Source organism: Burkholderia sp. BCC1996 (assembly GCF_905339955.1).
GTDB lineage: Bacteria > Pseudomonadota > Gammaproteobacteria > Burkholderiales > Burkholderiaceae > Burkholderia.
Window position 1 is genome coordinate 20,326 of sequence record NZ_CAJPHM010000036.1, and the last position, 20,613, is coordinate 40,938.

The 20,613-nt window shown below is 62.4% G+C and carries 16 protein-coding genes; 13 read left to right on the top strand and 3 right to left on the bottom strand.

Annotated elements, in window-relative coordinates; all coding sequences use genetic code 11:
- Nucleotides 1–53 precede the first annotated feature (53 nt).
- Genes U4Z64_RS33475 through yjfF form a run of 3 tightly spaced genes read left to right on the top strand, consistent with a single transcriptional unit; the run spans nucleotide 54 to nucleotide 3,729 of the window.
- Nucleotides 54–1,568 carry a sugar ABC transporter ATP-binding protein gene (locus tag U4Z64_RS33475; protein WP_321822237.1) on the top strand — a complete coding sequence of 505 codons (1,515 nt, stop codon included), beginning with the start codon at nucleotides 54–56 and terminating at the stop codon, nucleotides 1,566–1,568.
- Complete coding sequence (locus U4Z64_RS33480; RefSeq protein WP_321822238.1) at nucleotides 1,565–2,605, top strand: ABC transporter permease; 1,041 nt, start codon at nucleotides 1,565–1,567, stop codon at nucleotides 2,603–2,605. The genes U4Z64_RS33475 and U4Z64_RS33480 overlap by 4 nt, the downstream gene beginning before the upstream one ends.
- Nucleotides 2,602–3,729, top strand: coding sequence for a galactofuranose ABC transporter, permease protein YjfF (gene yjfF / locus U4Z64_RS33485; RefSeq protein WP_321822239.1), 1,128 nt, complete (start codon nucleotides 2,602–2,604; stop codon nucleotides 3,727–3,729). Before U4Z64_RS33480 ends, yjfF begins: the two co-directional genes overlap by 4 nt.
- A gap of 3 nt (nucleotides 3,730–3,732) precedes the next feature.
- Here the strand turns inward: yjfF and U4Z64_RS33490 are convergent, their stop codons facing one another.
- The gene (locus U4Z64_RS33490; RefSeq protein WP_321822240.1) at nucleotides 3,733–3,897 is read right to left on the bottom strand and encodes a hypothetical protein; all 165 of its coding nucleotides are present in this window, start codon (nucleotides 3,895–3,897) and stop codon (nucleotides 3,733–3,735) included.
- 133 nt (nucleotides 3,898–4,030) lie between these two features.
- Complete coding sequence (locus U4Z64_RS33495; protein WP_415750620.1) at nucleotides 4,031–5,179, bottom strand: porin; 1,149 nt, start codon at nucleotides 5,177–5,179, stop codon at nucleotides 4,031–4,033.
- 1,773 nt (nucleotides 5,180–6,952) lie between these two features.
- Between U4Z64_RS33495 and U4Z64_RS33500 the strand changes: the two genes are divergently transcribed.
- A complete protein-coding gene (locus U4Z64_RS33500; protein WP_321822242.1) occupies nucleotides 6,953–7,996 on the top strand; it encodes a GlxA family transcriptional regulator in 1,044 nt (347 codons plus the stop codon).
- Nucleotides 7,997–8,064: 68 nt separating this feature from the next.
- Here the strand turns inward: U4Z64_RS33500 and U4Z64_RS33505 are convergent, their stop codons facing one another.
- Nucleotides 8,065–8,526 carry a GDP-mannose mannosyl hydrolase gene (locus U4Z64_RS33505; protein WP_321822243.1) on the bottom strand — a complete coding sequence of 154 codons (462 nt, stop codon included), beginning with the start codon at nucleotides 8,524–8,526 and terminating at the stop codon, nucleotides 8,065–8,067.
- Between the two features lie 705 nt (nucleotides 8,527–9,231).
- Between U4Z64_RS33505 and U4Z64_RS33510 the strand changes: the two genes are divergently transcribed.
- The 9 genes from U4Z64_RS33510 to U4Z64_RS33550 all read left to right on the top strand — a co-directional run bounded on the left by U4Z64_RS33510 (nucleotide 9,232) and on the right by U4Z64_RS33550 (nucleotide 20,596).
- Entirely contained in the window at nucleotides 9,232–9,489 is a 258-nt protein-coding gene (locus tag U4Z64_RS33510; protein WP_321822244.1) for a hypothetical protein, read from the top strand.
- A gap of 657 nt (nucleotides 9,490–10,146) precedes the next feature.
- Nucleotides 10,147–11,121, top strand: coding sequence for a GlxA family transcriptional regulator (locus U4Z64_RS33515; RefSeq protein WP_321822245.1), 975 nt, complete (start codon nucleotides 10,147–10,149; stop codon nucleotides 11,119–11,121).
- Between the two features lie 89 nt (nucleotides 11,122–11,210).
- Nucleotides 11,211–12,728 (top strand): mannose-1-phosphate guanylyltransferase/mannose-6-phosphate isomerase, encoded by a 1,518-nt coding sequence (locus tag U4Z64_RS33520; RefSeq protein WP_321803591.1) that lies wholly within the window; start codon nucleotides 11,211–11,213, stop codon nucleotides 12,726–12,728.
- A 45-nt stretch (nucleotides 12,729–12,773) separates the two neighbouring features.
- Entirely contained in the window at nucleotides 12,774–14,153 is a 1,380-nt protein-coding gene (locus tag U4Z64_RS33525; RefSeq protein WP_321822246.1) for an undecaprenyl-phosphate glucose phosphotransferase, read from the top strand.
- 165 nt (nucleotides 14,154–14,318) lie between these two features.
- Nucleotides 14,319–15,437, top strand: coding sequence for a polysaccharide biosynthesis/export family protein (locus U4Z64_RS33530; RefSeq protein ID WP_321822271.1), 1,119 nt, complete (start codon nucleotides 14,319–14,321; stop codon nucleotides 15,435–15,437).
- A 121-nt stretch (nucleotides 15,438–15,558) separates the two neighbouring features.
- Nucleotides 15,559–16,677, top strand: coding sequence for a GDP-mannose 4,6-dehydratase (gmd, locus tag U4Z64_RS33535; RefSeq protein ID WP_321822247.1), 1,119 nt, complete (start codon nucleotides 15,559–15,561; stop codon nucleotides 16,675–16,677).
- A gap of 4 nt (nucleotides 16,678–16,681) precedes the next feature.
- Nucleotides 16,682–17,653, top strand: a complete 972-nt coding sequence (locus U4Z64_RS33540; protein WP_321822248.1) for a GDP-L-fucose synthase — start codon at nucleotides 16,682–16,684, stop codon at nucleotides 17,651–17,653.
- A 146-nt stretch (nucleotides 17,654–17,799) separates the two neighbouring features.
- The gene (locus tag U4Z64_RS33545) at nucleotides 17,800–18,273 is read left to right on the top strand and encodes a low molecular weight protein-tyrosine-phosphatase (protein ID WP_321822249.1); all 474 of its coding nucleotides are present in this window, start codon (nucleotides 17,800–17,802) and stop codon (nucleotides 18,271–18,273) included.
- A gap of 88 nt (nucleotides 18,274–18,361) precedes the next feature.
- Nucleotides 18,362–20,596 (top strand): polysaccharide biosynthesis tyrosine autokinase, encoded by a 2,235-nt coding sequence (locus U4Z64_RS33550; protein WP_321822250.1) that lies wholly within the window; start codon nucleotides 18,362–18,364, stop codon nucleotides 20,594–20,596.
- Nucleotides 20,597–20,613: the final 17 nt, after the last annotated feature.

Below are 20,613 nucleotides of genomic sequence, written 5' to 3' on the forward strand. Positions count from 1 at the left end.
GACGGCGGCGCGTTCGCCGCCGTCCGGCCGCCGCTTCGAATCGAGGGCGATCCATGACGAGTCCGCCGGTGGTCGAGATGATCGGCATCGACAAGGCGTTTCCGGGTGTCCACGCGCTGCAGCGCGTGAACTTCCGGCTGTTTCCGGGCGAGATCCACGCGCTGATGGGCCAGAACGGCGCCGGCAAGTCGACGCTGATCAACGTGCTGACCGGCGTGCACGCGCACGACGCGGGCGAGATTCGCGTCGGCGGCGCGCCGGTGAGTTTCGCCGCGCCGCGCGAGGCCGAGGCGGCCGGGATCCAGACGCTGTACCAGGAAGTGAACCTGTGCGCGAACCTGTCGGTCGCCGAGAACATCTTCGCGGGCCGGCAGCCGATGCGGCGCGGCGCGATCGACTGGAAGACGATCCACGCGCGGACACGCGATGCGCTCGCCGAGCTCGACCTGTCGCTCGACGTCACGCGTTCGCTCGACGCGTATCCGATCGCGGTGCAGCAGATGGTCGCGATCGCGCGGGCCGTGTCGGTCGACGCGCGCGTGCTGATTCTCGACGAACCGACGTCGAGCCTCGACGACGGCGAGGTCGCGCGGCTGTTCGACGTGCTGCGCCGGCTGAAGGCGTCGGGCATCGCGATCCTGTTCGTCACGCACTTTCTCGAACAGACCTACGCGGTGTCCGACCGGATCACCGTGATGCGCAACGGCGAGCGCGAGGGCGAGTACCTCGCGCGCGACCTGCCGGTCGACCTGCTGGTCGCGAAGATGACCGGCCGCGAACCGATGTCCGGCACGCTGCAGGCGGGCGCGGCGGCCGTGCAGCGCGATGCCGATGCGGCCGCGCCGTTCCTGTCGATGCGGCAGGTCGGCCGGCGCGGGATGATGAGCCCGCTCGATCTCGACGTGCGGCCCGGCGAAATCGTCGGGCTGGCCGGGCTGCTCGGCTCGGGGCGCACGGAGACCGCGCGGCTCGCGTTCGCGGCCGAGCGCACCGACACCGGCGCGATCGAGATCGACGGCGCGCGCAAGCGGCTCGCGTCGCCGCACGACGCGGTCCGCAACGGGATCGCGTATTGCCCGGAGGATCGCAAGAAGGAGGGCATCGTCGCCGCGCTGTCGATCCGCGAGAACATCGTCCTCGCGCTGCAGGCGCGGCGCGGCTGGTGGCGGCTGATCAGCCGTGCGCGCCAGCGCGAGCTCGCCGACACGTACATCGCGCGGCTCGGCATCAAGGCGCGCGACGCGGAGCAGCCGATCGGGCTGCTGTCGGGCGGCAACCAGCAGAAGGTGCTGCTCGCGCGCTGGCTCGCGACGGAGCCGAAGCTGCTGATCCTCGACGAGCCGACCCGCGGCATCGACGTCGCCGCGAAATTCGACATCATGGAGCGCGTGCTCGCGCTGTGCGCGCAAGGGCTCGCGATCCTGTTCATCTCGTCGGAGATCAGCGAAGTGGTGCGCGTGAGCCACCGGATCGCGGTGCTGCGCGACCGCCGCAAGGTCGCCGAACTGACCGGTGCCGACGCGTCGGAGGAACACGTATATCAACTGATTGCGGGAGGCCGGTCATGATGCGGCTCCGTGCCTTGCTTCGTCATCCGCTCGTGTGGCCGGTGCTGACGCTCGCGCTGCTGTTCGCGCTCGACGTCGCGCATCGGCCGGGCTTCCTGTCGATCGCGCTGCTCGACGGTCACCTGTTCGGCGCGCCGGTCGACATCCTGACTCGCGCGGCGCCGCTCGTGATCGTGTCGCTCGGCATGACGCTCGTGATCGCGACGCGCGGGATCGACATCTCGGTCGGTGCGATCGTCGCGATCGCGGGCGCCGCCGCGGCGATCGTGCTCGACGGCGATCCGACGCGAGTCGGCACGGCGCTCGCCGCCGCGCTCGGCGTCGGCTTGCTCGCCGGCGCATGGAACGGCGTGCTCGTCGCGTTCGTCGGGATGCAGCCGATCATCGCGACGCTGATCCTGATGGTTGCCGGACGCGGCATCGCGCAGCTGCTGACCGGCGGGCAGATCATCCCAATCGGCGCGCCCGGCTACCTCGCACTCGGCGGCGGCTATCTCGCGGCCGTGCCGTGCGCGGTCTGGATCGCGCTTGCGACGATCGCGGCGAGCGCGCTGCTGGTGAACCGTACGGCGCTCGGCCTGTTCATCCGCGCGATCGGCGTGAACCCGGTCGCGACGCGGCTCGTGGGCTTGCGCGCGGGGGCGGTCGTGTTCGGCGTGTATCTGTGCTCCGGCGTGATGTCGGCGCTCGCCGGCATCCTCGCCAGCTCGAACGTGCGCAGCGCCGACGGCAACAACGCGGGGCTGCTGCTCGAGCTCGACGCGATCCTCGCGGTGACGCTCGGCGGCACGTCGCTGCTCGGCGGCCGCTTCAGCCTCGCCGGCTCCGTGCTCGGCGCGCTGATCATCCAGACGCTCACCTACACGACCTATTCGATCGGCGTGCCGCCGGAGGCGACGCTCGTCGTGAAGGCGATGGTCGTGATCGTCGTGACGCTGATCCAGTCGGACGCGGCGCGCGCGCTGGTCGTCCGGCACGCGTCGCGGCTGCTGCCTTCCGCGCGTTCGCGCGCCACCACCGGAGCGACGCCGCGATGAACCGATTCCTCGCACGGCTCGCCGACCCGCGCACGCTGCCGATCGTCGTGACGATCGTGCTGTTCGCCGCGCTGTTCGGCTTCGGATCCGTGATGTATACGGGTTTCTTCTCGATGCAGGTGCTGACCGGGCTGCTCGTCGACAACGCCTTCCTGCTGATCGTCGCGATCGGGATGACGTTCGTGATCGTGTCGGGCGGCATCGACCTGTCGGTCGGCTCGGTCGTTGCGCTGACAACGATCTTCTGCGCGGTCGGCGCCGAACGATGGCACTGGCCCGTCTGGGCGATCGTGCCGCTCGTGCTCGTGTTCGGCGCGCTGTACGGTGCGGCGATGGGCGCGCTGATTCATTACTTCCGGCTGCAGCCGTTCATCGTCACGCTGGCCGGGATGTTTCTCGCGCGCGGCGCGTGCTTCCTGATCACGACGCAGTCGATCACGATCAACGAGCCGACCTTTCATGCGCTCGCGGGCATCAGCGTGCCGGTCGGTGGCGGGACGCTGAGCGCGGGCGCGCTGATCGCGCTCGCGACGCTGGCCGCCGCGATCTACGTCGCGCATTTCACGCGCTTCGGCCGCAACGTGTATGCGATCGGCGGCAACGAGCGCTCGGCGCTGCTGATGGGGCTGCCGGTCGCGCGCACGAAGGTCGGCGTGTATGCGCTGAGCGGCTTCTGTTCGGCGCTCGGCGGCGTGGTGTTCACGCTGTACGTGCTGTCCGGCTACGGGCTGCAGGCGCAGGGAATGGAGCTCGACGCGATCGCCGCGACCGTGATCGGCGGCACGCTGCTCACGGGCGGAGTTGGGTACGTGATCGGCTCGGTGTTCGGCGTCGGCATCCTCGGCACGATCCAGGTGCTGATCACGTTCGACGGCACGCTGAGCTCGTGGTGGACGCGGATCGTGATCGGCGCGCTGCTGTGCGTGTTCTGCCTGCTGCAGCGGATCATCGAGCGGCATGCGGCGCGGCGGCGGAGCGGCGGCACCGGGCTCGATCCGAAACGGCGCAAGCGGGAAGTCGCGCAGGCCGGGTCAGCCGCGCCGGGTGACGATGCGGCGCTGGTGTCGACGATGCGGCGGGTGTGGCGGGTGTGGCGCTTCACGCCGTCGGCGGCGCGCCGGTGACGGTTATGCAGGTTCGGGTATATCCATATCTGGTTCGGCGTTGAACGGCTTATGTTTCGACGCATCGGCGATGCCGATGTGTTTCAGCAACGCGGTCAGCCGCTCGACCGCGTGCAGGTGCAGCGCATCGAGCGGCTCCCGTACCGCCTGCACGATCGCCGCATGCATGCTCGTCGAGCCATGCCACGATATCGGCAAGGCGGCCGTTGCCGGCGAGCACGGCCGGTTCGTCGGGCGCCGCGCCGGCCGTCACGAGTGTTTGGGGACGACCGCCGGACATGCCGGCGCCCCGAAGTGACGATCAGAACCGATGACGCAGCCCCAGATTGACCAGGGCCTGCTTTTTCGTGCCGTTGTAGCCGTATGAACCGATCGACGCCTGTGCCGGCACCGCACCGCCGGCACCGTTCGCGGTATTCCCGCTTGCGTGCTGATAAGCGGCCGTCATGTAGACATCCGTCCGCTTCGACAGGTTGTAGTCGGCACCGACGGATGCCTGGTGGTAGTTCGCCGCGGTGTCGCCGCCCGACTTCGTGAAGCTGTAGCCGACCCCGACGAGCAGCGCCGCGGACGCCTGATAGTTCAGGAAGCCCTGGGCGGTGTTGTAGTGTTCGTTCTTCGCGAACACCGATGCGCCGTCGCGTCGATACTGGGCGTTGCTGTAGCCGGCGCCCACGGTGAACGCACCGATCACATACTGACCGGCCACGCGAGCGATGCCGATGGAATGGGCCGTCTGGTAGCCGGTATTGATCGCGCCGTCGAACGTGCCGTCCGACGTGCTCGACCATGTCGTGCGATTGCCCGTGACGGGATTCGCGTTGGCAGCATAGAAGTAGCCGCCGGCGAGGCTCAGCGGACCGTTGGCGTACGACACGCCGGCCGAATACGATTGCTTCGAGCCGGTGCTGCCCGCGACACCGCCCAGCGAATACATCGCCTCGAACTGGAGCCCGGCGATGACGGGCGACGTGTATTTGACCGCGTTGTCGACGCGGAAGCTGTTGTCGTAGTTGTCGACATCACCGGCGGTGGCGAACACGCTGCCGAAGTAGTTGTCGGCGGTAATCGGCTGCACGAGGTCGATCAGCGGATCGTATTGGCGACCGAGCGTGAGCGAGCCATACTGGTTGCTGGTCAACCCGACATAGGCCTGGCGGCCGAAAATGCGGCTGCCCTGACCGAGGCCGCCCGTACTCGGATTGAAACCGTTTTCCAGCTGGAAGATCGCCGCCAGGCCGCCGCCGAGATCTTCCGAACCCTTGAGCCCCCAACGACTGCCCGACAGATTGCCGGCGCTGCTGTTGCCGAGCGCCCAAAGGTTCTTGCCGCCATCGGCGTTGCGCACGTACGTGAGCGACGTGTCGATCGTCCCGTAAAGCGTCACGCTCGACTGCGCGTGGGCTACGCCGCCCATCGCGACCGACGCGATCGCAAGGACAGGAAAAATGCGTGTTTCATGGTCTCTCCTTTTGCAAGCATGCCTGCGTTCAAATGAACGGAAGCAGACTACATCGAGAGATTTTTAGTGCGAAATTAAAATGGCGAGGTGTCTCCAAAAAATAACGGAGAGTGATGCATTTCGGTTCGTGCAGGCTGGTCGAATTGACGATGTCTTTGATCGAAGTGGCGTGTGCGGAGAGGACGGAGGGTGACTTCTTCGATGAATAAATGAGGGTGCAACGGGCTAACATAGTCGTGATACGCCAATGATTTGATTTAATCGGACTTCATGGATTTTTCGGAGTGTTTTTCGATTTTATTATTGGCGGGTCCGGGGCGAGCGGGCGGCGGATTCGGCACTCTCGTTCGTCGTGCGGCCTCATCGTCCGGGGTATGTGCCGACGCTTCGGGAATCCGTGCCGAGCGTATCGAAAGATCCGGAGCGAGACGTGCGCGGGGTCGGACCGGCAAGGAAACCGCATCGAGTGATGGCGGTGCCGACACGCTCATTTCCGAGGCTGGCGTGCAATGCATTCTGCATGCTTGGTCTACAGGCGTTGCGGTATTAACTCATGGTTGCTCCGCGAGCGACATCATCGGGGAAAGAAGGCGTTTTCAAGCTGCGTGCACATTGGGAAATTCCGGTTATGGGCGTTGCAGACGCAGGAATCAATGGCCGGAAAATTCGAAGGCGATGGCGAACCGATAATCGCTGCAGGAAGAGTGAGATCGATGTGCGGGTCGACCATGCGATTGAATGGCGTACGTAAGACCTGTTCGACGACGCTTCGCAGTGAGAGCAATCATCGCGCCCGAAGTCATGTCGGCAGGAATTCGATTCCCGAGCGTGATCGGTTGAGGAGAGCGCCGCCAAGCATCGGATGTCAACGCGTACGTCGTACGATTACATCCGTGACAATTCGTTTTCCTTAGCGATTGGCAGAACGATATCTCCGCTTCGCGTGTTGCCGCATGCGTTATCGGACGCCGTTTGGGCATTGCGACGCGCATTGTCCACGGCCTGACGAGCGCACGCGAAGGGTGTATGTCTCGGACAGGGACCTCCGCGCGGAACGAAGCGCCGTTTCAAAGGCGGAATGCGCTTCGTACGATCGACGACCCGGCAAGTATCGCGATCGGCGGCAGAGTCGCATGTTCCGGAAACCGATGGCCGTAGTGGAGTGAGGCCCAGGCCCGGGCGCACATCGGGTTCGATGTTACGAAATATTCGAGGATTCCCGTCCGCGCCGATTTGTATGATGGAATTCGGCTCTCATCGATCTAATATTTTTGAGGGCTTATATAAGAATTTGCTTAATATTGCAAGCGTTAAAACGTTTGCCATTTATGATTTTTTCGTATTGCGCTTATGTGGGAAAGTTTGCAAGGTAATATCGCCTCTTGCAGAGGGACGCATTGCGCTTGTTTTTTTCTCCTCCCACCCTGGCCGTCGAGGCGGCGGACACGGCGAACGCTGCGATTCCTTATGACCATACGGTTATATTTTGTAACGAGTTGAACGCGTGTTCTATTTCCAGGATGAAACACGCGCTGTTTGTGTTGCAAAAATGTTACGTCAATGATCTGGATCAAGGTTTCGTGACTTTGGGCCATCACGCCAGCCCCTATTCCTGATTATCAACAAATAATTGGTTCCATATCATCGCCTTGACTGATTCCGTCAACAATGAGGCGAGATCGGACACCGATGGAACGGCCGACGATTTAGCCGCATATGATGCGCTGCAGAAAATGCAAAAAATTGTTAAGAGGCCGAGAGATGATGCAAATAGCGCCGAACGAAACGACTACGGGGTTCAGAGTGAGTGGTGACCGGGGAAGAAACGTCGGTCGTCGGCGGGACAGCGTCATCATCCTGCTGCTCGACGGATTTTCGATTATGCAAATGGGCCGGCTGGCCGCGGTATTCGAGCTTGCAAATCAGCTCGAAGGCGTGAACGTCGCGTTTGCCGATCGCTATGAATTGCGGCTTTATTCCAGTCACGGCGGTGCTGTTCGTTCGTCGTCGGGTGTACAGATCTGGACGGAAGCGGCTCGTCCGCTCGATGCGAGCAGTGTGCAGGCCATGTTCGTGCTCGGTGGACAGGGCCGGGCAAGCGGCCTCGACGATGCGTTCATCAGCTGGTTGCAGCATGCTCATCAGCGCGCTCGCGTGGTCAAGGGCGACAATGCCGGCGCCGAAATGCTGACGGCGATTCGCCTGAACCAGAAAGTTCCGGAAGTCGTACCGCAGGCGGTGCTTGCCGTTGGCGGTACGGGCGAATCGGGGCCATCCGACGACGATGGCGAAGGCATGTTCGCGGCCGCGTTGTCGATCGTCGTGCGTGACGCCGGCTACGAAGTCGCGCAAGAGATCGTTTCGTACATGATGCCGGGGGCGAACAGGAAATTTGCGAGCGTCCTGTTTGGGGCTCAGGAGGCGCGAGCCAGTGAATTGATTCGCGCGGCCGCTCAGCATCTTCGGGCCAACAGTGCGAATCGCATCTCGATCGCCAATGCAGCGCAGGCCGCTGCGATGAGCGAGCGGAATTTCCTGCGGCGCTTCAAGAACGAAATCGGCGTGACGCCAACCGAATTCGTGCTGCGGGTGCGGCTCGAAAAGGCGTGCTCCATGCTGGTCGAGACGGATTTGCCCGCCGACAAGGTCGCGCGGCGGGTCGGTCTCGGCAGTGGAGACCGGCTGGCCAAGCTGTTCCGCCAGCATCTGTCGATGTCGCCGACGGAGTATCGCGCGGCCGCTCGGGACAGAATGTTCGCGTCGGTTGGCGGCTCGGACATGCGCAACGGTACATCGTCGCTTTGATGCCCGCGCCGGGCTAACGACCGGCGTCGGGTAGTCGATTCGTCCGCGGGAGCAGCGCTCGCCCGATTTCAGGCGGACTTGCCGAAGTAGGTTCGCGTATTCGAATGCACGGTTTGGTCGGCGACGATCTCGTCGGCGGTCGCCCATCGGTAGGCAGTGTGCTGGGCATTCGGCAGCGACACGAGGTCGAACGTGCCGCGGAGCTTGTATCCCATCACCACATAGTGCGTCGAGATGCCCGGTTCGCCGCCAAAGTTGTCGTCGTAGAGATGATCGTAGATGCCGATCAGTTCGGCATCCGCACGTTCCAGGCCGCTACACCCGAGTTCGTCGCGCGCGATGCGATTGAACGCATCGTCGAGACGCTCGTTCTTGCGAATCCGGCCGCCCGGCACGAACCAGAAACCCTGCGCGGGACGATTGACACGGTGACCGAGCAGATACGCGCCGTCGCCGTTCGAGATGATCAGGTCGATCGCAACGAGCGGGGTTGCGTCGACGACGCGCAAGAAAGTGTCCAGCGGAAGCATGGCGGATGGGCTCCTGGAAGTCTGTCGAAGTGCATCGGCATCGTTGCGCGTTCTAGGCGAATCGGTCACGACGATGACATGCCGGCTTCGTCGATGAGCGAACGTCGGATGTCCGTCTGCACGCATCTCATCATGGCCAGTCGAGGTTGCGCTCGTCGGCCAAAACACCGAAGCAATCCGCCAATTGCGGAAAGCGGAGCGGGCGTGACGGTGCAATTCCCGTCGAGAAACGTGTGCGCGTGCATCGATACATTTTCATTCGGCCATGATCGTGGTCCAAGCCGCCATCTCGTTTTGAAACGATCGATTCGACGTTACGCTTTTGTCTGGCCTTTCGAGGAGACGCGTTCACCCCGGAACTCTCCTCGGAATTTTGCCTGCGTGCCGTGTGGCACGCAGGTCTTTTTTTTCATCGCGGGTCGAGCTGCACGTACGGAGAATGTCTGTCGTCGTCGTTCGAGTCGTGGATCCACAAGACGATATGTGTCGCGTGGCTTCGAACATTGCGAAGCAGTGCGAACATTGTTGCGCCGACGTGGTGCTTCGCGTCGCGCGCCATCCGGCGGAAAACATACGGTAATCGGTTGGCGGAATCGTTGGATCAATTGTCATGTCCGGCATGCTGCATTGCAATGTACGCTATCGGCATCGAACCGCGCGCCCTCTGATGCGCGGGATTTTTGCCGAAAACGGAGCATCGCCGCCATGAACGTCGCGCTTCTGATCTTCTCGAGGATCTGTTTCGTCTGGATTCTCGTCTACCTCGTCTTCAGCACCGCGTCGGGTCTTTGGGCCGGCGCACGACATGGTCAGGGGCTGCTGCTGCTCGAATTTCAGTCGCGCCGGGCCCGCGGCTCGCGTGAGGTGGCACGAGCTCGAATGCTGAAAAGGATGGCGCTGTCGGCGCTGTTCGCGCTACCCGTGGCGATTGCGTCGCTCGTCGCGAGTGCGGTGATGTCGTAGGCGCCCGGCTCGCGTGTGCGTCGTCATGCGGCTGGAGCGAGTGCCAGCCGGCTCGAACTCGAAAAATACAAGGAGCTGAAGGAGACGGGTTGCTGCGTCGCGTCGTCAGCGCATTTCGCCAGGCGCCGGGATGGCGGATCCGGGCTAATCGGCTATGCGCGGCACCCGTGGCCGAATACGACGCATCGATGCAGGCTGATCGTCAACGATGCCGATCGCGTTGCGCCACCGTACTGTCGAATTCCAGGGCCGAATCGACTGCTCCACGACGATGCCCGCCTGCACGTGATCATGTCGCACCACATTGCTTGCCGTCGTGATTCATGCACGAAGGCGCTCCGCACCTTGCCGAACGCCTGACCGCCCGTGGGTCGCACCACGACGCTTCGATCACCGAACGACTGCCGTCGGATATCACCCGCTCGTCATGCGAGCGCCGCTGTTTCCGCAAGCTCTTCGTCATCCGTTTCGCGGCGGCGAGGTAGTCGAAAACCGCCAACATTTGGCCGATCAGGGAATTCCCGCAGACTAATCCGACGACTGTTTGTTCGAATCGGCCAGTGTTTAAACGCCATTCGGCGCCCTCGGTATGATGCGTCGCAACGGAGTAAAAAACGACGACCGAAGTTGAGTGGACTGATTGTCCGAGAGCACGCCATGACGCACACGAGTGTCGATCATTCGGGAGATGAAGCGGCAGCAGATGTTGGGGGAAAGCGGTCACGCAGGAATCGGGATATCGGCGTTGTCGTCTTCGACGGGTTCTCGTTGTTTGCGGCGGGCGCGGTATTCGAGGTGTTCGAAGTAGCCAATGAAATCTATGCGCCGCGCGCGACAGGGCTTCCGCTGTACGACATTCGCTTCTATTCGTCGAAAGGTGGAAACATCGTCTGGTCGTCGGCCATCAGCGTGCGGACATTCGCATGCGATGCGGGCTCGGCGCACGCATTCGATGCGCTCTTCGTCGCGGGTGGCGAAGGTGCGCGGCGCGCGTCGCGCGACGCCCGGGTGATCGACTGGTTGCGGGTCGTGCTGCCGAAGGCGGGCATGGTCGAGACGATCGGCGAAGGCAGGATGTTGATCGATGCGGCGCTGAATGGCTCGCACGTGATCGATGCAGTGGATGCGGTGCGCGTGGGTCGCGGCGGCTACGAGCCGGCAAGAGCTGCATTGGCGCTCATCGAACGTGACCTGGGTGGCGACGCGGTGCGAGGCATTGCGGCGCGGCTCGCGCTGAGCGACGCATTCGAGCCGGCCGAGCAGGAGGGTGAAGTGCGCAATGGCACGCCTGCTGATCGGATCCGCACGACGGCGAGCTGGTTGCGCAAGAACTGTGGGAGAGCCATATCCGTCAGCGATGCAGTGCGGGTTGCTGCAATGAGCGAACGGAACTTCCTGCGGCATTTCAAGCAGGAAATCGGCGTGACGCCGTCTGAATTTCTGCTGCAGGTTCGCCTGGAGCGCACGCTGCAGATGTTGACGGAAACCGACTTGCCGATCGGCACGATCGCGCGGCAATGCGGGTGGGGGAACGGTGATCGCCTGGCCAAGATTTTTCGGCGACACCTCGACGTGACACCCTCGGAATACCGGTTCCAGGCGCGCTCGAGCCAGACGGAACTGGAGTTGTAGAGAAGGCTGAATCAGCTTCGGCGAAGGGACGGAGCTCATTCCCGGATTTTCAGATCGAATTATTGCCTGAGAGAATAGGAGTGCAGATTATGTCGGCATCCATCGAAACAGAGGGCGGCGAAACAGGACCGGTCGGCTCCGGTCGCGGCGACGCAGTCGACGTGAAGGTCAGCGTCGCGCCCGTCGTTCTCGCGGGCGGATCGGGGTCGCGCTTGTGGCCCATGTCGCGCGAACAGTATCCGAAGCAGTTGATCGGTGTACTGGGTGCGGATTCTCTGCTGCAGGCAACCGTCCAGCGCATGACGGGTTTTTCGATCGAAGCAGGCGATGTAGCGGCGCCCATCGTCGTTTGCGGCGACGAGCATCGTTTCGTCACGGCGGAGCAGCTTCGGGCCAGCGGGCTCGATGCCCGCGTCATCGTCGAGCCGGCCCGGCGCGATACGGCGCCCGCACTGACGCTGGCGGTCGCTGCCGCCAGTGCGGACGGGAAGGACGCGATCGTCGTCGCGATGCCGGCCGATCACGCCATTGCCGATACCGCCGCGTTTCATCGTGCGATTGCACTCGCGGTGGAGCATGCGCGGCGCGGCGCGATCGCGACGCTTGGCGTGCCGCCGACCCGGCCCGATTCGGGGTTCGGCTACATCAAGATCGGCGAGGCCCTTGGTGCCGGTGCGCACCGCATCGAGCGATTCGTCGAGAAGCCGGCCGCCGAACTCGCGGCGCAGTACGTCGAATCGGGCTCGTACTGGTGGAACAGCGGCATTTTCGTCGTGCGCGCGAGCGTCTGGCTCGACACGTTGCGCACGCTCCAGCCCGATATGCACGCCGCATGCCTCGCGGCACATGTGGACGGCAAGCACGATGGCCCTTTCTTCCGGCCGCATGAGGATGCCTTTCTCAAGTCGCCGTCTGATTCGATCGACTACGCGGTGATGGAACGCCTCGTGTCCGACACGAGCCTGGTGGAGGGCGTGGTCGTGCCGCTCGATGCGGGCTGGTCGGATCTCGGCTCGTGGGATGCGGTTTGGGAGGCGCTCGACAAGGATGCGGACGGCAACGTCGGGCGCGGCAAGGTCGTGTTCGAAGGTGCGACGTCGAGCTTCGTGCATTCGGAAGGGCGGCTCGTCGCATGTGTCGGCATGACCAATGCGGTGGTGGTCGAAACCGCCGACGCGGTGCTGGTGGCGGACCGCTCGCGCGTCCAGGACGTGAAGGGCCTCGTGAACCGGATCCGCGCGCAACAGGCGCCGGAAGCCGACACGCACCGGAAGGTGCGCCGCCCGTGGGGCTACTACGACTCGATCGATCACGGCGCCCGATTCCAGGTGAAGCGCATCGTCGTGCATCCGGGCGGACGGTTGTCGCTCCAGCTGCACCACCACCGTGCCGAGCACTGGATCGTCGTGAGCGGAACTGCGCTCGTTACCCGCGGCGACGAGCAATTCATGCTCGGCGAAAACGAGTCCACCTTCATTCCGCTTGGTGTTACGCATCGGCTCGAGAACCCGGGAAAGTTGCCGCTCGAGCTCATCGAAGTCCAATCGGGATCGTATCTCGGCGAGGACGACATCGTGCGGTTCGACGATACGTACGGGCGTGCGTAATGCCCCGATTCGACTGTGATCGTTGGCGTCAGACGGGAGATTGAAATGTTCGGTCTACAAGGCTTGATGGCTCGACTCGTGGATATCGCGTTGATCGTCGCCGGCTCGTTGCTTGCGTCGCAATTTCGCTATCAGACGGTTTCCGAGGGGCACTTCGACAGCGCACTCGTCACGTTCGCGATCGCGTTCACGCTGGTGCTGTTTCCGGTATTCGGCGTGTACGAATCGTGGCGGGGACGGTCGATGCTGAGGTTGAGCGGGAAGATCTCGCTCGCGTGGCTCGTCGTGCAGGCGTGCGGGATCGTGTTGATGTTCTCGCTCCATCGCTCGGACGTGATTTCCAGGCTGTGGTTCGTGTACTGGACCGCGATAACGGGGGGCGCACTGATCGCGTCGCGAATCGGCACGCATCTGTTTCTGCGCAGCGTTCGTCATGCGGGCATCAACCTGCGCAGTGTCGCGGTTGTAGGACACGCTCAGCACTGCCAACAGGTGGTTCGAAACATCGAGGAGTCGCCGGCGAGCGGATTCCGGCCGGCGGCTGTATTCGACCTGCGCCCCGTTACGGCGAATGCTTCGCATCGCTTGCCGGTATTCACGGAGCTCGATGCGTTCGCGCAGTTCGTCCGGGAGAACGGTGTCCAGGAAATCTGGCTCGCGCTGCCTTTGTCGGAGGAGGCGACCGTTCTGCGGTTCGTCAATACGTTCGGCGACGATCTCGTGAACATCCGCTTCATTCCCGACGTGCGCAGCGTCGCGCTGTTCGACGGCGCGATGATCGACCTCATCGGCGCGCCGGCGATCAATCTCGTGGCGTCGCCGCTGCCGCGTCATGCGATGTGGCAGAAGGAGGTGTTCGATCGCCTGTTCGCCGCAGTCGCGCTGGTGGCGCTGCTGCCGCTGATGGTGCTGATCGCCATCGCGGTGAAGGTGTCGTCGCGCGGGCCGGTGTTCTTCAAGCAATACCGCAAGGGTGCGGACGGGCGCAAGTTCCAGATCCTGAAGTTCCGCACGATGCGCGTGCACGCCGAACAGGCTGGCGTGGTCACGCAGGCGACGAAGAGCGACTCGCGTATTACCCGTGTCGGACGCTTTCTCAGGCGAACCAGTCTGGACGAGCTGCCGCAGTTTCTTAACGTGCTGCGCGGGGAGATGTCGGTGGTCGGGCCGAGGCCGCATGCGATCGAGCACGATCGGCTTTATCAGAAAGTCGTCGACGGGTACATCCATCGTTATCGGATCAAGCCGGGGATCACCGGATGGGCCCAGGTGAACGGGTATCGCGGGGAAACCGATCGGCTCGAGAAGATGCAGAAGCGGGTTGAGTATGACCTTTATTACCTGCGGAACTGGTCGTTCGCGCTGGATATGCGGATCGTGTTGGCGACGGTGGCGAAGGGGTTGGTGAATGCGAATGCTTATTGATCTGATATCCCGGGGTTCGCGCGTTCAGATGGTTTCGAAATTTTCAACGTGCGTTGTGCAACGACGTGCGTCCAGGGCAAACGGATGAAACTTGCGGAAAGTGTTTTGATGATGACGGCAACGAAGCGCAGCGAGCGTGAAAGGAATCGCTATCCGATCGGCCGCATGCCGGCGACGCTCCTGGTCGCATCATGCGCTGCACTGTCGGCTTGCACGTTCGCACCCGGCATGCGGATGCAAGCGCCGGCGTCGATTGCCGTCAGTGCAGCCGACACTCAGCATCCGGCCGCGCGAGCGGACGTACCCGTCACCGAAATTACGGTCGATCTGATCAGGCAGGTCAGGGCGCAGCGTCAGGAGGCTGGCACCCCCGAATATGCCGCGCTTTTTTCGAAGCCTGCCCCCTACCTGATCGGCCCGGGTGATGTCTTGCAAATCACGGTGTGGGATCACCCGGAACTGGTCGAATCACAAGGGCCCCAGCTTTCCACGCCGAGTTCGCGGCCGTTCGATCCCGCCCCGGGACACCTGGTGGATCAGAACGGCGACCTTCAGTTTCCGTATATCGGCAAGCTGCATGTCGCCTCGCTTCAACCTGAAGAGGTTCAGAAAAAGCTGACGGCCGGGCTGGCGAACGTGTTTCGCAATCCGCAGGTGACGGTACGCGTCGCATCGTTCCGGTCGAAGCAGATCTATGTGGACGGCGAAGTGCATACGCCCGGGGCGGTTCCGGTCAACGATGTACCGATGACGTTGTATGAGGCGGTCACGCGGGCAGGCGGATTCAGTGCCACGGCCGACCAGAGTCGAATGGTGCTCGTGCGTGGCGCGAAGTCTTATCCGATCAATCTCACGGCAATGCTCGCCCGCGGGGAGAATCCGGCGCACGTCGTGCTTCGTAACGGCGATCTGCTGCGCGTGCTGCCGCGCGATCAGAACGGCGTGTACGTGATGGGCGAGGTCAACAAGCCGATGACGGCCCTGCCGATGCGGGACGGGTCGCTTACGCTCAGCGACGCGATCTCGCAGGCGGGCAGCATCAACGTCAACACGGCCGACGCCGCCCAAATGTATGTGATTCGCGGCGCGTTGAATGCCGAGCCGCATGTCTTTCATCTCGACGCACGTTCGCCTGTTGCGATGGTTTTGGCCAACCAGTTTCAGCTTCAGCCGAATGACGTCGTCTATGTCGATGGCAACGGCCTGGTTCGCCTGAACCGGGTGCTCAGTCTGCTGTTACCGGCTGTGAATGCCGGACTGACGGCGGCGGTGGTGACGAAGTAATCGACGCGGAGCCGAGCGGATGCGGCGGGCGGTCGCGGCATTTCATCGAGCGAGCGGTTCTGAAATTCAGCAGGACATTTGCAACCCCCCGGGCGACGAACAGGGGATGTGGAGTGAAAACATGACACGCAAGGTAGCGCTAATCACCGGTGTGACGGGACAGGACGGATCGTATCTGGCGGAGCTTCTGCTGGAAAAAGGTTACGAGGTGCACGGCATCAAACGCCGCGCGTCGCTGTTCAATACCGATCGTATCGACCACCTTTACCAGGATCCGCATGTATCGGATCGTCGATTCGTGCTGCACCACGGCGATTTGACGGACTCGACGAGCATCGTGCGCATCGTCCAGCGCGTTCAGCCCGACGAGATCTATAACCTTGCCGCACAAAGCCACGTCGCCGTGTCGTTCGAGGAACCGGAGTACACGGCGAACGCTGACGGTATCGGCGCGCTGCGCGTGCTCGAGGCGATTCGCATCCTGTCTCTCGAGGAAAAGACGCGCTTTTACCAGGCGTCGACATCAGAGCTCTACGGGCTCGTCCAGGAGACTCCGCAGCGCGAGACGACACCGTTCTACCCACGCAGCCCGTACGCCGTCGCCAAGCTTTACGCGTACTGGATCACCGTGAATTATCGCGAAGCCTATGGCCTCTATGCATGCAACGGCATTCTTTTCAATCACGAATCCCCAGTGCGCGGTGAAACCTTCGTGACGAGAAAGATTACCCGTGCACTGTCGCGAATCGCGGCGGGCCTGCAGGATTGCCTGTATCTCGGCAACCTGTCCGCCCTGCGCGACTGGGGGCATGCGCGCGACTACGTCGAGATGCAATGGCTGATGCTCCAGCAGGGGCAGGCGGAAGACTTCGTCATTGCGACGGGAATCCAGCACAGTGTTCGAAAGTTCGTCGAATGCGCGGCGCGCGAATTGGGGATTGTTCTGCGTTTCGAAGGATCGGGTGTCGACGAGATTGCCATTGTGGATGCGGTCGAGAATGCCGATCTCAAGGTCAAGCAAGGCGACGTGATCGTGCGTGTCGATCCGCGCTACTTCCGTCCGACGGAAGTCGAAACGTTGCTCGGCGATGCCACTAATGCGCGAAAGAAACTCGGGTGGACGCCCAAGATTTCATTCGAAGACCTGGTAAAGGAAATGGTCCGTGCTGACTATCAGGCGGCAAAACGCGATGCATTGATAAAACTGGCCGGTTTCACGGCATTCGCATACAACGAGTAACGAAATGGGCGAACACATCAAAGTATTCGTCGCGGGCCACAATGGCATGGTCGGACGTGCGATCGTCCGCCGACTGTCGGCAATGAAATCCTGCACGGTCGTCACTCGCACGCGAGCGGAACTCGATCTCGCCGATGGCGACGCGGTCGAGGCGTTCTTCGAGAGCGAGGCGATCGACCAAGTGTACCTGGCGGCGGCCAAGGTCGGCGGAATCCAGGCCAACGCGGTGTATCCGGCCGATTTCATCTATGACAATCTCATGATCGAGGCGAACGTCATTCATCATGCGTATCGCGCAGCCGTTCACAGGCTGATGTTCTTCGGCTCATCATGCATTTATCCGAAATTCTCCGAGCAGCCGATCCCGGAACACGCCCTGCTTTCCGGGTATCTCGAGCCGACCAACGAACCGTATGCGATTGCCAAGATAGCAGGACTGAAGCTGTGCGAGAGCTACAACCGACAGTATGGCACCGACTTTCGCAGCGTCATGCCGACCAATCTGTACGGTCCGGGCGACAACTACCATGCGGAGAACAGCCACGTGGTGCCGGCGCTGATACGCAGGATGCATGAAGCCAAGACAAGCGGCAGCGCATCGGTGACGGTCTGGGGCAGCGGGAACCCTAAGCGCGAGCTGCTCTACGTGGACGATCTCGCGACTGCCGCCGTGGCCATCATGCAGATCCCGGCGGATCAGTGGAAGCAGGCGAGACGGCCGCCGACCGCGCATATCAACGTTGGCACCGGCGTGGACCTGTCGATCGCCGAGCTGGCTCGGACGATTGCCAAGGTCGTCGGATTCGACGGCGAGATCGTCTTCGACACGTCGAAGCCGGATGGTACTCCCAGGAAGCTTCTTGATGTGGGCGAACTCCATGCGCTCGGAATATGCGCGACGACCGGCCTCGAAGAGGGGCTGGCCATCGCGTACGCGGATTATCAGGCGAGATACGCAGAATTCGCGACGTCGTAAAGCGCAGCGTGCGGCCAGCGTGCCGGGATGGCCAGGGTCGCGTGACATCGTGCGCCTCCGGCTGCCTCGGAGCATTTCCATCGTGATGTATCTGACGTGTCGCAGTGGGCGTCCAGCGTAACTCAGGACGATACCGGGAAATATCGATGATTCGGTCCATTTTGGTTGTCTGTATCGGAAATATATGTCGCAGCCCGATGGCCGAGGCCATGCTGGCGAGCGAGCTACCGGATTGCATCGTGCAATCCGCGGGTGTAGGTGCGCTGGTCGGGGAGCAGGCGGACCCAGTCGCCAGGGAATTGATGCGGGCGAGAGGCTTTGACATCGAAGGTCATCGTGCAAGGCAACTATTGCGCTCGCATTGCATGCACGCCGATCTGGTGCTCGTTATGGACATGGAGCAGAAGCGCTATGTCGAAAGATTGAATCCCCTGTCGAGAGGGCGGGTGTTTCGCCTGGGGGAATTCGGCGGTGCCGATATTCAAGATCCGTTCAGGCGCGGTCGGGAAGCGTTCGAGACGGCACTCGGCTCGATCGAACAAGGCGTGAGCGAGTGGTCGGAAAGGATTGCGACTTCCGGCCGGCGCGTCACGGAACCGGATGCACTGCAGACGCGCTGAGCGGCTGGCATCCCGGCAAGGCCGGTGAAGGGAATGAAAGGCCCCGATCCGGACACGTTTCAGCAACTCAACCAATTGAACCAAGCCCATGCAAGAAGCAGATGAATTCCTGTCCAAGCAACGCAGTTCCTCAGCCGAGGAAAGCACGAGTCTCGGCGAGCACCTGGCCGCGCTGCTGGAATATAGGAACGTAATTCTCGCGTTCGCGCTCGGTGCAGCGTTGCTGGGCGCCGTGTATGCGTTGATCACGAAACCTACCTACGAGTCGAACATCCTGGTGCAGGTCGAAGAGAACGGCAATTCGATCGGGTCGGCTCTGGGCGATCTGGCGAGCATGTTCGAACTGAAGACGGCTGCTACGACTGAGATCGAGATTCTGAGGTCGCGCATGATCCTCGGTCCTACCGTGGATGCAGTACATCTGGATATCGACGCGAAACCGATCTATTTCCCGCTGTTCGGCCGTTTCCTCGCGTCACGGGTGCCGGCGCCTGTCGAGGGAGCGCCACGCCTGAACCTGCCTTCCTTCGCATGGGGGAACGAGGCAATCGAAGTCACGCAGATGGAGGTGCCGTCGCAGTACAACGGTCGCATCTGGACGGTGACTGCGCTGCCGAACGGCCAGTACAGCCTACGTTCGCCCGACGACGAGGCGGTGGTTGATCATTGCGACGTCGGCAAGGTGTGTCGTGCGTCGATCCCGGGCGGCGTGGTCGCGGTGACAGTCGAGCGCCTCGTCGGCCGGCCGGGGACGCGATTCCAGCTGATTCACTCGAAGCGTCTCGATGTCATCACGCGACTTCAGAAGTCTCTCAACATCTCGGAGCAAGGGAAAGATTCCGGCATCATCAGCACGGTCTGGCGCAGCGACGATCCGCATAAGACCCAGGCGGTGCTGAACGAGATTGCGCGGCTGTATGTCAAGCAGAACGTCGACAGAAAGTCGGCGGAAGCCGACAACATGATTCGGTTTCTCGACCGCCAGTTGCCGGGGTTGAAGGACAATCTGACGAAGGCCGAAACGAAGTACAACAATTACAGGACGAAAAACACCATCGTCGATCTGCCCGTCGAGGCGCAGAGCTTGCTGAATCAGATCGTGCAGGCGGAGGTTCAGAAGAGCCAGCTCGTGCTTCAACGTGACCAGCTGCTTCAGCGTTTCACTCCGCAGCATCCGAACGTCGACGCCGTCAATCGACAGCTCGATACCGTCAACGCCCAGATCGCCGGATTCAACCAGCGACTGAAAGCGATTCCGGCCAATGAGCAGGATACCGTCGGCCTCGCTCGTGACGCGATGGTGGCTCAGGAAATCTATACCACGCTGCTCAACAACGTCGAACAATTGAGGGTGCTGAAGGCGGGCAAGACCGGCAACGTCCGTCTGCTCGACGGCGCGGAGCTGATTACAGTGCCGGTATGGCCGCGTCCCGGCCTGATCATCCTCGTGGCCACGACGCTCGGCATATTCCTCGGGTTGGTCACCGCCTTCGCGTTCAAGGCGTTGCGCAGCGGCATCGAGGATCCGGCCGAAGTGGAAGACAAGTTCGGGATTCCTGTCTATGCGACGATTCCGCATAGTGAGCAACAGTCGACGTTCGGACGAATCGAGAGATCGGGCGGCAGCGATACGCCGTTGCTGGCCAAGGCCGCACCGACCGACCTCGCTGTCGAAGCCATCCGCAGCTTGCGTACCGCACTGCAGTTCGCTCAATTCGACGCCAAAAACAACATCCTCATGCTGACCGGCCCCGCTCCGGGCGTGGGCAAGTCGTTCATTGCCATCAACCTCGCGGCACTGATGGCGAGTACGGGAAAGAGAGTATTGCTGATCGACGGCGATCTTCGTCGCGGCTACCTGCACCGCTACGTCGGGGCGACGCGAGGGCGCGGATTGACGGAATTGATCCGATCAGGTGGGGATGCCGGCGAATTCATTCAGCGCGACACGCTCGTGAAGGGCCTTGACTTCATGCCTACCGGCGAACTGCCTCCGAATGCGGCCGAGCTGCTGCTGCATCCCAACTTCGAAAAAGTGTTGAATCATCTGTCGTCCCGATACGACAACGTCATTGTCGATACCCCGCCGGTGCTGGCCGTCACGGACCCCGCCATCGTCGGCCGCTACGCGGGTGTGACGCTGCTGGTGTTGCGCTTCGGCGCGAATCCGCCGCGAGAAGTGGAAATGGCAATCAAGCAGTTGCGCCAGGGGGGCGGGACACTGAAAGGTGTGATCTTCAACGACCTGCCGCTGAACACCGGGGGGTACGCATACGGGAAATACAAGTACGCGTACCAGTACGAATACGCACCGCGGCAATGATTCCAAGACCGGGCACG